The following is an 11,556-nucleotide window of genomic DNA, read 5'->3' as shown; positions in this document are numbered from 1 at the left end:
TCGCGGGTGTCGGTGGTTCGTGCCACTCTGGTGGGCATGTGCGGCAGGTATGCGACCACTGCGAATCCGGCGACACTCGCGGCCGACCTCGACGCGATCAACGAGGCCGGCGAGGACGAGAGTCCGCCCGACTTCAACGTGGCGCCCACCACGCAGGTCCTCACGGTGGTCGACCGGCACGACGCCCGTCGGATCCGGCGGATGCGGTGGGGTCTCGTGCCGTCGTGGACGAAGGAGCTCGGCAAGGGCCCGGTGCTGTTCAACGCCCGGGCGGATTCGGTCGACAACAAGCCCGCCTTCCGGACCTCGTTCAAGTACAAGCGCTGCCTCGTGCCGATGGACGGCTGGTACGAGTGGCAGACCGAGACCGAGCCGGCGGCCGCCGGGAAGAAGGCGGGCAAGGCGAAGAAGATTCCGTACTACATGTCGCCGGAGGACGGCTCGCGCCTGTACATGGCCGGGCTGTGGTCGGTCTGGCACGATCCCGCGGTCGAGGAGTCGCCGCCCGTCCTGAGCTGCAGCATCATCACGGTCGACTCCGCCGCCCAGCTCGAGAACGTGCACGACCGGATGCCGCTCGTGATGCCCCGCGACCGCTGGGCCGCGTGGCTCGATCCCGAGCACCCCGCGTCCACGGACCTGCTCGAGGTGTCACCCGACGCCATCGCCGACATCACGGTCCGGCGGGTGTCCACACTGGTGAACAGCGTGAAGAACAACGGTCCGGAACTCCTCGACCCCGACGCGGCCGGTCGCGACGACGCGCAGGTGGGGGAGCAGATCAGCCTGCTGTGACCGCCGCGGTGACAGCTCCGCTGAGCCGCACCAGATCGGCGGGTGCGAGTTCGATCTCGAGTCCGCGCCTGCCCGCGCTGCACAGCACCCGGTCCCAGTCGAGCGCCGACGCGTCGACGACCGTCGGAAGTGTTTTCCGCTGTCCGAGCGGGGAGATGCCGCCGAACACGTAACCGGTGGAGCGCTCGGCCTCGGTGCGGTCCGCCATCACGGCCTTGCCTGCGCCCAGCGCCGCGGCCGCCGCCTTCAGGGACAGTTTCTCCGGCACCGGCAGGACCGCCACCGCCAGCTTGCCCGTGTCGAGTTTGATCACGAGCGTCTTGAACACCTGGTGGGCGGTGACGCCGACCGTCTCGCCCAGCGCGTCGACGGCCTCCGAACCGTACGACTCCGCCCGCTCGTCGTGCGCGTAGCTGTGCACGGTGTGGTCGATGCGCTGTGTGACGAGCAACTTCGTCGCGGGAGTGGCAGTTCCGGCCATGGACGAACACTCTGCCACGCGGTGCGGGAACACCGCGGGCGGGAGTCGTGTTGGTACCTGCAGAAGACCCGTGCATCGAAGGGAGTGGTCCGTATCGTGATGTCCTCGGTAATCGAGCCCACGTCGCGTCTGCAGTTGGCGGTAACGTTGACGCCCACGGCGACCGAAGGGATCAGCGTGCAGGAACATGACCGTCCGACGGCAGAGAAGGCCGAGCCACAGGACGAGTTGATCGCGCGTTTCGAAAGGGATGCGCTCCCACTTCTGGATCAGCTGTACGGCGCTGCTCTGAGGATGACCCGGAACCCGGCGGACGCCGAGGACCTCGTGCAGGAAACGTACGTGAAGGCCTACACGGCGTTCCGGTCGTTCCGCGAGGGCACCAACCTCAAGGCGTGGCTGTACCGGATTCTCACGAACACGTACATCAACTCGTACCGCAAGAAGCAGCGGCAGCCCGCGCAGTACCCGACCGACGAGATCACCGACTGGCAGCTGGCGGCGACGGCGGAGCATTCGTCGACCGGGCTGCGGTCCGCCGAGGTCGAGGCACTGGACGCGCTCCCCGACGACGACATCAAGGAAGCCCTTCAGGCCCTGCCCGAGGAGTTCCGGATGGCCGTCTACTACGCCGATGTCGAGGGCTTTCCCTACAAGGAGATCGCCGAGATCATGGGCACCCCGATCGGGACCGTGATGTCGCGACTGCACCGCGGGCGCAAGCAGCTCCGGGGTCTGCTCGCCGACGTCGCACGCGAACGAGGATTCAACCGTGGCGGCACCGACGAGGTGGCCGGCGACAGTGTAGTGAGTGCGGAGCAGGAGGTTTCTCGGTGAGCGAGCAGGACGAATTCGAGCAGCTCGACTGCTCCGCCGTCATCGCGGACGTCTGGCTGATGCTGGACAGTGAATGCGACGAGGCCTCGCGGGCGCGGCTGCAGCGGCATCTCGACGAGTGCGGGTCGTGCCTCGAGGCGTACGGCATCGAGGAGAAGGTCAAGAGCCTCGTGAACCGCAAGTGCGGCGGTGAGCACGCACCCGAGAGCCTGCGTCAGAGGCTCTCCATCGAGTTGCGGCGGACGATCCTCATCACGAATACCGAACCCGAGTCGTAACCCGTCAGAACAGCAATCAGGGGCCGGAAAGCATCGCTGCTTTCCGGCCCCTGGTGCGTTCTACGGCGCGTCAGGCGTTGGGACGCTTGCCGTGGTTTGCGGCGTTGCCCTTGCGACTGCGCTTCTTGCGACCACGCTTACCCATGAGTAGATCTCCCTTCTTTTCACCACAGTCTTCCACGTGTGGTTGGGTGTCCTTGCAACAGGGCTTTCTCGACACCCGGGAGTGAAGGATCACAATGGCAGAAGACGTGCGCGCCGAAATGGTTTCGACGGTGTATCAGGTTGTGGTGAGCGCGGGTGACGAGGTGAAGGAAGGCGACACCCTCGTCATCCTCGAGTCGATGAAGATGGAGATCCCCGTCATCGCCGAAGAACCCGGCACGGTCACCTCCGTGGACGTCAAGGTCGGCGACGTGATCCAGCAGGGCGACCTGATCGCGGTCATCTCCTGAGCTGACTGACACACCCCACGATGTCGACCCTGAGCGATCTGCTCGCCGAACACACCGACCTGCCCGGCGAGGCCGTCGACCACCTCCAGCGCGTCGTCGGCGAATGGCAGTTGCTCGCCGACCTCTCCTTCGCGGACGTTCTGCTGTGGGTCGGAGCGGACTCCGCGGCCACCAACCCGACCGGCACCGTGATCTGCGTCGCGCACTGCAGGCCCACCACCGCGTCGACCGCGTTCCCGGAGGACGTCGTCGGGACCGTCGTGTCGGAGTCGGAACACCCGCAGGTGCTGCAGGCGCTGCTGGAGGGCAACGTCGTGCGCCCCGAGGACGGCGGCGGGCACGCGGGTCTGCCGCCGCGCGGCGACGCGGTCCCGGTGCGGTGGAACGGCGAGGTGATCGCCGTCCTGAGCCGCGACACCAACCTGTCGCACCAGCGGGCGCAGAGTCCGCTCGAGGTGGCGTATCTCGACTGCGCGGAGGACCTGTGCCAGATGATCAGCGACGGCACGTTCCCGATCCGTGAGGCCCGCTCGGACACCAACTCGAGCCCCCGCGCCGGCGACGGCTTCATCCGCCTGGACACCGACGGCAGCGTGGTCTACGCGAGTCCGAACGCGCTGTCGGCGTACCACCGGATGGGTCTGAGCTCGGACCTGATCGGCCAGAACCTCGCCGCCACCACACGATCACTCGTGACGGATCCGTTCGAGTCGCAGGAGGTCGCCGGATACATCCGCGACACGATCGCCGACAAGCCGGGCCGCCGCATGGAGATCGAGGCCCGGGGAGCGACCGTCCTGCTGCGGGCCCTGGTACTCAAACCCGGCGGCAAGCGGGTCGGCGCCGCCGTCGTCGTGCGGGACGTCACGGAGGTGAAGAGGCGGGATCGTGCCCTGCTCAGCAAGGATGCGACGATCCGCGAGATCCATCACCGGGTGAAGAACAATCTGCAGACCGTGGCGGCGTTGCTGCGGTTGCAGGCCCGCCGCACCAACAACGAGGAGGCCCGTCAGGCGCTCAGCGAATCGGTGCGCCGCGTCACGTCGATCGCCCTCGTGCACGACACGCTGTCGATGTCGGTGGACGAGGAGGTGAACCTCGACGAGGTCGTCGACCGGCTCGTGCCGATCCTGTCCGATGTGGCGACGGTGAGCACCCCGATCAAGGTCCGCCGGGAGGGCAGCTTCGGGGTGTTCTCCGCGGAGCGGGCCACACCGCTGGTGATGGTGCTGACCGAACTCGTGCAGAACGCGATCGAGCACGCCTTCGAACCGGGCGCCGCGGGCACCGTCACGATGAGGGCGGAACGGTCGGCGCGCTGGCTGGACGTCGTGATTCACGACAACGGCAGGGGACTGCCGCCCGGTTTCAGCCTCGAGCGGTCCGACCGGCTCGGTCTGCAGATCGTCCGGACCCTGGTGGCCGCCGAACTGAACGGTTCGCTGGGTCTGCACCCGGGGGCGGAGGGTGGAACGGATGCCGTGTTACGCGTACCGCTGGGCCGTCGTGGACCGCGGTACTGACCGGCGGGCAAGCAAAAGGCCCGGCACCATGTGGTGCCGGGCCCGTCTCCTTCTGAAGTATCAGACGGTGGTGCGTGCACGCGTCCGAGCGTTCCGGCGCTTGAGTGCGCGACGCTCGTCTTCGCTCATGCCGCCCCACACACCGGCGTCCTGGCCCGACTCGAGTGCCCACGAGAGGCATTCGGCGGTCACCGGGCAGCGGTTGCAGACAACCTTGGCATCAGCAATCTGCGCGAGAGCCGGACCGCTGTTGCCCACGGGGAAGAACAACTCGGGGTCTTCGTCGCGACAGATTGCCTTGTGGCGCCAGTCCATCCTTCTGCTCCTTAACTGGGTGCGTCGTGCACCGTTTCGTCTTCATGAGTTCATGTGTGCGTAGAGAATGTTTCCGCACTGTTGCTTGTGAATGCTTTCACGAACTGGCGGGATGTCAATAGAAAACCGCCGCACCGTGGGGGAGCTCACGTAGTTAGGCTGCCCTTCGAGGCGCGCCGTCCTTTTTACCTCGCGCCGGCGCTTCCCGCTAGGTGAAAACGGGGATTCTCGAGAATTGCTCAGGGTCGCGGCGGCGCGACGACATCCAGCGCGTCGGGCACCGACACGAACTCCACCACGTTGCGAAGTCCGATGTAGTCGCCGTCCATCTGCAGTCCGATCGGCTCCGACGCGGAGATCCGCACGCACGGGACGTCGTCGACCCGGACGAGTTTCTTCGCTTTCGGCCGGGTGCCGGGGGTCAGCAGCTGGCGGGCCACCCGCAGAGTGGTGAGGATCGCGGTGGATCGCATCGCGAACACCCCGAGGCCGGTGTCATAGGTGGTGTCGGGATTGGTGTGGACTTCCCGCTTGTTCAGATACGTCCAGGGACTCGCGTTCGACACGAAGGCGTAATGAACGCCCTCGACCGGATCGCGATCGGGAACCTCGACGGTGAGGGTCGGCTCCGCGTACTTCGACCGGAAGAACACGCGCACCGCCGCGCGGACGTATTGCGCCGGTGTGGCGGGGCGCCCGTTCTTGCGGTGCATGTCGACCGCCTCACACACCTGGGCGTCCCAGCCGACGCCCGCGTTGAACGTGAACCAGCGGTGGTCACAGTGGGCGAGCCCGATCCTGCGCCGCTGCCGGTGGGAGAGGAGATCGATGAGCTGGTTGGTGGCGTCCACCGGGTCGGGAGCGATGCCGAGCGAGCGGGCGAACACGTTCGCCGATCCGCCGGGGACGACGGCGATCGGGGGTATCGGCCCCACCGTTACCGCGCTCATCGACTTCGGGCCCGGGGTGCCGAGCAGCCCGTTGACCACCTCGTTCACGGTGCCGTCGCCGCCGTGGACGATGATCAGGCCCATCCCGTCGACGCAGGCCTGCTGCGCCAATTCGGCGGCGTGGCCACGGTGCGTCGTGTGCGCGACCGTCAACCGCACCCGGCTCGACAGCGCGTGCGCGAGCAGGTCCCGCCCGGCCGGGGTCGTCGATGTGGCATTGGGGTTGACGATCAGCAGCGCGCGCACGGGGCCCAAGCCTAGCCGGGGCGGCACGTGTCACCGTCCGAGGCCGCCGGCGGCGGGGTGTTCTAGGCTGGCCGACGTGCCGAAGCCGTCTCTCAGCAAGTCCACGCCCACCACGGTCCGCGCGGCGGGCGCCCTGGTGTCGCTCGAGGGCGCGGTGGCGGTCGGTGTCGCCGTGGTGCTGGTGGTCCGGGGGCTGCTCGGGCACGACCAGAGCGTCAGCAGCGGATACGGCACCGCCGCCTGGTTCGCCATTCTCGGTGGCGCCGTGCTCGCGGCCGGGCTCGCCCTGATCTTCGGCAGGCGCTGGGGGCGGGCGATCGCGATCGTCGCCCAACTGCTGCTGCTTCCGGTGGCGTGGTCGCTGCTCACCGATTCCCACCAGCCGTTCTTCGGCGTGCTGCTCGGCGTCGTCGTGGTGGGAGCCCTCGGGTGCCTGTTCAGCAGCCCGACGTCGAAATGGATGGCCGCCGAGTACGGCCAGGAAGCCGACGCCGACAACCCGTCCGAGCGCTAACTCACCTCGGACGCGAGGCGGCCGAGCGGATCCCCGGTGAGCCGGTACGTCGTCCACTCGTCCTGCGGTCGCGCGTCGAGGGACTCGTAGAACGCGATCGACGGCTTGTTCCAGTTGACCACCGACCACGACAGCCGCGTGTAGCCGTTGTCGACGCACTCCTTCGCGAGCGTGGCGAGCAGGGCCTTGCCGTGACCGGAACCGCGTTCGGACGGGCTGACGAACAGGTCCTCGAGATAGATGCCGTGCGTTCCGTCCCATGTGGAGAAGTTCCGGAACCACACCGCGATCCCGACGACCCGGTCGTCGTCGTTCGTCGCGACGTGGGCGAACGTGGACGGCTGCGGACCGAACAGGGCGTCGTCTATCTGGTCGGCGGTGACGGTGCACTCGTCCCGGGCCTTCTGGTATTCGGCCAGTTCGTAGATCATCGCGGTGATCGCGGAGACGTCCTCGGGTACTGCGCGTCTGATCATCGGGCACCTTCCGTCGTCACGTTGTGGCTGATCACCTGTTGCGCCCCGTGCTCGAAGCCGAGGACGGAGTACGCGCCCGGCGACATCGCGAACCGGCGCCCCTCGCTGACGGGAAGCTCCGCCCAGCGCGCGATGAGCGCGCGGGAGAAGTGGCCGTGCCCGACGAGGATCACGTCACGGTCGACCAGTTGGGAGTGCGCGACGGACAGGACGAGGTCGCAGCGGGTGTGCACCTGCTCGGCCTGTTCGCCGCGCGGGCACGGGTGCGTCCACACTGTCCAGTCCGGCACCTGCTGCCGGATCTCGGGCGTCGTCATGCCCTCGTAGATCCCGTAGTCCCATTCGGCGAGCGCGTCCCAGGTGCGCTGGATCTTCAAACCCGCCAGTTCCGCCGTCTCCTGGGCGCGTTGCCGCGGGCTGACGATGACGAGGGGGTCGCGTAGCGCGAGGGCGTCCATCGCCGGGCCCACCTGCCGTGCCTGGGATTCACCCAGTTCGGTGAGGTGGACGTCGGTCCGGCCGGTGTGTTTACCCCAACGGGCCCATTCCGTTTCGCCGTGCCGGAGGAGGACGATCCGACGGCCGCGCGGCGAATCACTGGGTGGCATCCATCCATCATGTCAGTCAATCTGCGTGTATGGCTCGCCTCCGGCGACGAAGTAGGTAAGGATCGAGCCGTGACAACGGTTCTTGCAGTGGCAAATCAGAAGGGTGGGGTCGCGAAGACCACCACGGTCGCCTCACTCGGCGCAGCTCTCGTCGGGCTGGGCCAGAAGGTTCTGGTGGTGGATCTCGACCCGCAGGGGTGCCTGACCTTCTCCCTGGGGCACAACCCGGACCGCCTGGACGCCTCCGTCCACGAGGTGCTGACGGGTGACCTGGGGGCGCGCGAAGCGGTGATCGACACCGAGGACGGTGTCGCGCTCCTGCCCGCGACGATCGACCTCGCGGGCGCGGAAGCGTTGCTGCTCATGCGTCCGGGTCGTGAGTTCGCCCTCAAGCGCGCTCTGGCGCCGCTGCTGGACGACTACGACACGGTCATCATCGACTGTCCGCCGTCGCTCGGTGTGCTCACGCTCAACGGGCTCACGGCGGCGCAGTCGGTACTGGTTCCGCTGCAGTGCGAGACGCTCGCGCACCGCGGTGTGGGGCAGTTGCTGCGGACGGTCACCGAGGTGCAGCAGATCACCAACCCCGACCTGGTGCTGCTCGGTGCGCTGCCGACGCTGTACGACGCGCGCACCACCCACAGCCGGGACGTGCTGTCCGACGTGTCCGACCGCTACAACCTGCCGGTCCTCGCGCCGCCGATCCCGCGGACGGTGCGGTTCGCGGAGGCGACGGCGTCGGGTGCGACGGTCCTGGCGGGGCGCAAGAACAAGGGCGCCCAGGCGTACCGGGACCTGGCCGAGAACCTCGCCAAGCACTGGGCGGGATCCGAGCTCGCTACGTTCTCGCCTGGAAGTGGCGAGTAAGTTCCTCCGGCGTGGGATTCCACGCGGCGGGCCAATCCTGTTGGCGTAGCTGGGCATCCGTGCCCCCGTCGGCGAAGACGACGCTTCCGCAGAACAGTGTCGACCCCGGTCCGAGCAGGAATTCGACGAGCGCCGCGATCTCGTCCGGGCGTCCGCGCCTGCCGAGCGGCACCGGATAGAAGTCCAGGGCCTTGGCCAGTTCGGGGTCGAGGTCGTCCCCGCTGGTCATCGGCGTGTCGATCATGCCCGGGGCGATCGCGTTGAGCCGAATTCCGCTGCCGATCCATTCGGGCCGCACCGCTTCTCGCCGAACCCACCAGGCCAGCGCGAGCTTGGACGCCGGATACGCGGGAACGGCGGTCACCTCGTCGCCGATGCGCACCGCCTCCGCCTCGTCGCCTCGCAGGCACGCCGTCACCAGATTTTCGGGAACTCCGGGCTGGGTGGTGGTGCTGCTCGACGAGATCACCACCACCGAAGCGCCGTCCGCGCGCTCGAGGGCGGGCTTCAGGGCCGTCACGAGTTCCACGGCCCCGAAATAGTTGACGGCGATCAGCTTGCCGCCCGGGACGTGGGACAGCGATCCGAGTCCGGCGCAGCAGACGAGGCCGTCCACGACGCCGCCGCTCCTTTCGGTCACTGCGGCCGCCGCCGCGGCCCGGCCGCCGGGGGTCGACAGGTCGGCTGTCACGTCGGTGTGGCCGAGGTCGACGCCGATGACGGTGTGGCCGCCGGCCTCGAGGGTGTGGCGGCTCGCCGCCCCGATGCCCGAGGCCGCGCCGGTGATCACGTAGGTTGCCATGCCGTGAATTAGAACACGTTACACCGCGCAGCGGGTGGGGACTTCGGCCTCCGGTCCGTGCGCCGCGGAATCCGCGTCGGCGTAGTGGGCGCGCAGTCCCGTGACGCCGGGTGCCCGGTCCTCGCGCAGCACGAACCGTTCGTCGTAGTCGCCGCCGTTCTGTGAGCGGAAGGGCAACGGCGCGTCGGTGAACAGGCCGGACACGCGATCGATCACGCGGGCCGCGACGCCGGGGTAGTGCTCGGCGCTCAACCGGTCCGCGCTGTCGATCAGGACCGGGGGCAGCACGGACATCCCCGTGTACCAGAAGATTCCGTGGTGGATGGGGAACAGGACCTCGTCCATCTGGCCGTTGATTCCGCGCGGGCCTGCGCTGTCGGCGCTGCCGCCGAAACTGACGACGGTCATCGCCCGCTTGCCGGCGAGGGTCCCCTCGCCGTACCGCCGGGTGGAGCCGTCCTCGCGGCGCACCCCGTATCCGTAACCCTCGACGAACACCCGGTCGAACCAGCCCTTGAGGATCGCGGGCATGCCGTACCACCACAGCGGGAACTGCACGATCACCGCGTCGGCCCACCCGAGTTTGCGCTGTTCGGCGAGGATGTCGGGGGCCAGGGTGCCCTCGGTCAGCGCCTGCCCGGACCGCGCTCCCACCAGGAGGCGGCCGCTCGGATCGTGCGCGAAGTCGTCCGCGGTCACCACCGGATTCCATCGCATCTCGTACAGGTCGGAGGCCCGGATCTCGTGGCCGGCGCCGCGCAGTGCCGCGAGGGCATCACTGCGCAGTGCCGCGTTCAGGGACTTCGGCTCGGGATGTGCCGACACCCAGAGGATCTTCATGGTCCACCTTTCGCTCTGTCGCCGTCGACCCTTCCGATCATGGATCGGCGTACGTCGCCGCACCAGTGGCCGGTGAGACACTATGTGAAATAATCAGGCCATGTCCGAATCGAGCGGCGAACGGCCCGCGCGCCGCCACCGCGTCGTCGTGTTCGTGCGCGACGGCCTGCTTCCCATTGAATTCGGAATCGTCCACCGACTGTTCGGCGAAGCGCGATCGCGGGACGGCGAACCGCTGTACGAGGTCCTCACGTGCGCCCTCGAGCCCGGCATCGTCCGGACCGACACCGACGTGACGCTGTCGGTCGAGCACGGCCCGGCGCTGCTCGGCACCGCCGACACGGTCGTGGTCCCGGCGTCCGATCAGGATTACGAGCCGCCGGAGGACGGCGGACTGCCCCGCCACCTGGCGGACGCCTTCGCGCACATCCGGCCGGGCACCCGGGTGGCCTCGATCTGCACGGGATCGTTCGTTCTCGCCGCCGCCGGCCTGCTGGAGAACCGGCGAGCCACGACGCACTGGAAGTCGGCGGACGCGTTCCGGAGGCTCTACCCGGACGTGCACCTCGACCCCGGCGTGCTCTACACCCACGACGGCACCGTGCTCACCGCCGCCGGTGTCGCATCCGGAATCGATTTGTGCCTGTACATGATTCGTGTCGACCACGGTGCGTCGGTGGCCAACGAGGTGGCGCGGGGAACGGTCGTGCCGCCTCATCGCAGCGGCGGTCAGGCGCAGTTCGTCACCGCGCCCGTCCCGGAGGCCGACGGTGCGTCGACGTCGGGCGCGCGGGCACGGGCGCTGGCCCGCCTCGATCAGCCGCTGTCGCTGCGGGAACTGGCTGCGGGAGAGTCGATGAGCGTGCGCACGTTCACCCGTCGATTCCGCGCCGAGACGGGGATGTCGCCGACGCAGTGGATTCTCGAGCAGCGGATCACCCGCGCCCGTGAACTGCTGGAGAACACCGACCTGCCGGTCGACGACGTGGCCGGGGCCGCGGGATTCGGCACCGCGACCTCCTTGCGGCAACACCTCGCGCGCACCGTCGGCGTCTCACCCTCCGCATACCGCGCCACCTTCCGCTGACGGGCGCACGGTGTGCCCATTCGTCCAAGAGCGGGGGAGCGTCCGGCGCTAACGTTCGGCGCATGACGGTCTCGGACACACCTCGCAACAACACGCTGACGATGCGGGCTCAGCCGCTCCTCGCCGTCGACGACGTAGAACGGGCAGGCGAGTGGTACCGGAAGGTCCTGAACGCACGCAGCGGTCACGGTGGGCAGGACTACGAGCAACTCCTCGTCGACGGGCACATGATCCTGCAACTGCACCGACTCGACGAAGGCCACCACCACGGCCCCCTCGGCGATCCGTCACTCGCGCGCGGAAACGGGGTGGCGATCTGGTTCGAGACGACCGACTTCGACGGCACCGTCGCGCGGGCGCGGGAGGCGGGAGTCGACGTGGTCACGGACGTGCACGTCAATCCCAATGCGGGACATCGCGAGATCTGGCTCCGCGATCTCGACGGCTACCTCGTGGTGTTCGCCGAACCCGCCTGAGCGGCG

Annotated in this window: 17 protein-coding genes; 9 read left to right on the top strand and 8 right to left on the bottom strand. The window is 68.4% G+C overall.

The genetic code is table 11. The features are described from left to right. Positions 1-36 precede the first annotated feature (36 nt). A complete protein-coding gene (locus tag CJ179_RS05395; RefSeq protein WP_072937641.1) occupies positions 37-795 on the top strand; it encodes an SOS response-associated peptidase in 759 nt (252 codons plus the stop codon). Here the strand turns inward: CJ179_RS05395 and ybaK are convergent. After that, positions 782-1,276, bottom strand: coding sequence for a Cys-tRNA(Pro) deacylase (gene ybaK, locus CJ179_RS05390; RefSeq protein WP_072937787.1), 495 nt, complete (start codon positions 1,274-1,276; stop codon positions 782-784). The genes CJ179_RS05395 and ybaK overlap by 14 nt on opposite strands. Positions 1,277-1,375: 99 nt before the next feature. Here ybaK and CJ179_RS05385 point away from each other — a divergent pair, with 99 nt between their 5' ends. Further along, positions 1,376-2,113 carry a sigma-70 family RNA polymerase sigma factor gene (locus tag CJ179_RS05385; RefSeq protein WP_072937788.1) on the top strand — a complete coding sequence of 246 codons (738 nt, stop codon included), beginning with the start codon at positions 1,376-1,378 and terminating at the stop codon, positions 2,111-2,113. Next, positions 2,110-2,391 carry a mycothiol system anti-sigma-R factor gene (rsrA, locus tag CJ179_RS05380; protein WP_072937642.1) on the top strand — a complete coding sequence of 94 codons (282 nt, stop codon included), beginning with the start codon at positions 2,110-2,112 and terminating at the stop codon, positions 2,389-2,391. The genes CJ179_RS05385 and rsrA overlap by 4 nt, the downstream gene beginning before the upstream one ends. 70 nt (positions 2,392-2,461) lie before the next feature. Here the strand turns inward: rsrA and CJ179_RS53950 are convergent, their stop codons facing one another. After that, a complete protein-coding gene (locus CJ179_RS53950; RefSeq protein ID WP_022597109.1) occupies positions 2,462-2,536 on the bottom strand; it encodes a 50S ribosomal protein bL37 in 75 nt (24 codons plus the stop codon). Between the two features lie 94 nt (positions 2,537-2,630). On the opposite strand from CJ179_RS53950, the gene CJ179_RS05375 reads away from it, so the two are divergent. Next, complete coding sequence (locus tag CJ179_RS05375) at positions 2,631-2,846, top strand: biotin/lipoyl-binding carrier protein (RefSeq protein WP_005240095.1); 216 nt, start codon at positions 2,631-2,633, stop codon at positions 2,844-2,846. A 20-nt stretch (positions 2,847-2,866) separates the two neighbouring features. Then, positions 2,867-4,369: a sensor histidine kinase gene (locus tag CJ179_RS05370; RefSeq protein ID WP_072937643.1), complete on the top strand. Its 1,503-nt coding sequence runs from the start codon at positions 2,867-2,869 to the stop codon at positions 4,367-4,369. Positions 4,370-4,429: 60 nt separating this feature from the next. Here CJ179_RS05370 and CJ179_RS05365 read toward each other — a convergent pair whose 3' ends face one another. Next, complete coding sequence (locus CJ179_RS05365) at positions 4,430-4,684, bottom strand: WhiB family transcriptional regulator (protein WP_005240099.1); 255 nt, start codon at positions 4,682-4,684, stop codon at positions 4,430-4,432. A gap of 239 nt (positions 4,685-4,923) precedes the next feature. Further along, on the bottom strand, positions 4,924-5,880 hold the full coding sequence (locus tag CJ179_RS05360; RefSeq protein ID WP_095860845.1) for a diacylglycerol kinase family protein: 957 nt from the start codon (positions 5,878-5,880) through the stop codon (positions 4,924-4,926). Positions 5,881-5,956: 76 nt separating this feature from the next. Here CJ179_RS05360 and CJ179_RS05355 point away from each other — a divergent pair, with 76 nt between their 5' ends. Next, on the top strand, positions 5,957-6,394 hold the full coding sequence (locus CJ179_RS05355) for a hypothetical protein (RefSeq protein WP_095860844.1): 438 nt from the start codon (positions 5,957-5,959) through the stop codon (positions 6,392-6,394). On the opposite strand, the gene CJ179_RS05350 is transcribed toward CJ179_RS05355, so the two are convergent. Both CJ179_RS05350 and CJ179_RS05345 read right to left on the bottom strand, forming a co-directional pair. Continuing rightward, the gene (locus CJ179_RS05350; RefSeq protein WP_072937646.1) at positions 6,391-6,870 is read right to left on the bottom strand and encodes a GNAT family N-acetyltransferase; all 480 of its coding nucleotides are present in this window, start codon (positions 6,868-6,870) and stop codon (positions 6,391-6,393) included. The genes CJ179_RS05355 and CJ179_RS05350 overlap by 4 nt on opposite strands. Beyond that, positions 6,867-7,478 carry an acid phosphatase gene (locus CJ179_RS05345; protein ID WP_072937647.1) on the bottom strand — a complete coding sequence of 204 codons (612 nt, stop codon included), beginning with the start codon at positions 7,476-7,478 and terminating at the stop codon, positions 6,867-6,869. The genes CJ179_RS05350 and CJ179_RS05345 overlap by 4 nt, the downstream gene beginning before the upstream one ends. A 69-nt stretch (positions 7,479-7,547) precedes the next feature. On the opposite strand from CJ179_RS05345, the gene CJ179_RS05340 reads away from it, so the two are divergent. Beyond that, positions 7,548-8,345 carry a ParA family protein gene (locus CJ179_RS05340; RefSeq protein ID WP_072937648.1) on the top strand — a complete coding sequence of 266 codons (798 nt, stop codon included), beginning with the start codon at positions 7,548-7,550 and terminating at the stop codon, positions 8,343-8,345. On the opposite strand, the gene CJ179_RS05335 is transcribed toward CJ179_RS05340, so the two are convergent. Both CJ179_RS05335 and CJ179_RS05330 read right to left on the bottom strand, forming a co-directional pair. Then, positions 8,317-9,147, bottom strand: coding sequence for an SDR family oxidoreductase (locus CJ179_RS05335; protein ID WP_095860843.1), 831 nt, complete (start codon positions 9,145-9,147; stop codon positions 8,317-8,319). The two genes, CJ179_RS05340 and CJ179_RS05335, sit on opposite strands and share 29 nt — an antisense overlap. Positions 9,148-9,165: 18 nt before the next feature. After that, positions 9,166-9,987 (bottom strand): NAD(P)H-dependent oxidoreductase, encoded by an 822-nt coding sequence (locus CJ179_RS05330; RefSeq protein ID WP_143548870.1) that lies wholly within the window; start codon positions 9,985-9,987, stop codon positions 9,166-9,168. Positions 9,988-10,087: 100 nt separating this feature from the next. On the opposite strand from CJ179_RS05330, the gene CJ179_RS05325 reads away from it, so the two are divergent. Next, positions 10,088-11,074: a GlxA family transcriptional regulator gene (locus CJ179_RS05325; RefSeq protein WP_072937651.1), complete on the top strand. Its 987-nt coding sequence runs from the start codon at positions 10,088-10,090 to the stop codon at positions 11,072-11,074. Positions 11,075-11,136: 62 nt separating this feature from the next. Next, positions 11,137-11,550: a VOC family protein gene (locus CJ179_RS05320; protein ID WP_072937652.1), complete on the top strand. Its 414-nt coding sequence runs from the start codon at positions 11,137-11,139 to the stop codon at positions 11,548-11,550. The last annotated feature ends 6 nt before the right edge of the window (positions 11,551-11,556 follow it).

It is taken from the genome of Rhodococcus sp. ACS1 (assembly GCF_002300155.1).
Lineage (GTDB): Bacteria > Actinomycetota > Actinomycetes > Mycobacteriales > Mycobacteriaceae > Rhodococcus_F > Rhodococcus_F koreensis.
Note: the sequence above shows the minus strand (reverse complement) of the source record. Positions and strands in the feature narration are given on the sequence as shown.

What these genes read in the sequence shown, in the direction of transcription:
- CJ179_RS05395 (WP_072937641.1), top strand. Translation starts at nt 37, where the DNA reads ATGTGCGGCAGGTATGCGACCACTGCGAATCCGGCGACACTCGCGGCC.
- ybaK (WP_072937787.1), bottom strand. Translation starts at nt 1,276, where the DNA reads ATGGCCGGAACTGCCACTCCCGCGACGAAGTTGCTCGTCACACAGCGC.
- CJ179_RS05385 (WP_072937788.1), top strand. Translation starts at nt 1,376, where the DNA reads ATGTCCTCGGTAATCGAGCCCACGTCGCGTCTGCAGTTGGCGGTAACG.
- CJ179_RS05375 (WP_005240095.1), top strand. Translation starts at nt 2,631, where the DNA reads ATGGCAGAAGACGTGCGCGCCGAAATGGTTTCGACGGTGTATCAGGTT.
- CJ179_RS05370 (WP_072937643.1), top strand. Translation starts at nt 2,867, where the DNA reads ATGTCGACCCTGAGCGATCTGCTCGCCGAACACACCGACCTGCCCGGC.
- CJ179_RS05365 (WP_005240099.1), bottom strand. Translation starts at nt 4,684, where the DNA reads ATGGACTGGCGCCACAAGGCAATCTGTCGCGACGAAGACCCCGAGTTG.
- CJ179_RS05350 (WP_072937646.1), bottom strand. Translation starts at nt 6,870, where the DNA reads ATGATCAGACGCGCAGTACCCGAGGACGTCTCCGCGATCACCGCGATG.
- CJ179_RS05345 (WP_072937647.1), bottom strand. Translation starts at nt 7,478, where the DNA reads ATGCCACCCAGTGATTCGCCGCGCGGCCGTCGGATCGTCCTCCTCCGG.
- CJ179_RS05335 (WP_095860843.1), bottom strand. Translation starts at nt 9,147, where the DNA reads ATGGCAACCTACGTGATCACCGGCGCGGCCTCGGGCATCGGGGCGGCG.
- CJ179_RS05330 (WP_143548870.1), bottom strand. Translation starts at nt 9,987, where the DNA reads ATGAAGATCCTCTGGGTGTCGGCACATCCCGAGCCGAAGTCCCTGAAC.
- CJ179_RS05325 (WP_072937651.1), top strand. Translation starts at nt 10,088, where the DNA reads ATGTCCGAATCGAGCGGCGAACGGCCCGCGCGCCGCCACCGCGTCGTC.
- CJ179_RS05320 (WP_072937652.1), top strand. Translation starts at nt 11,137, where the DNA reads ATGACGGTCTCGGACACACCTCGCAACAACACGCTGACGATGCGGGCT.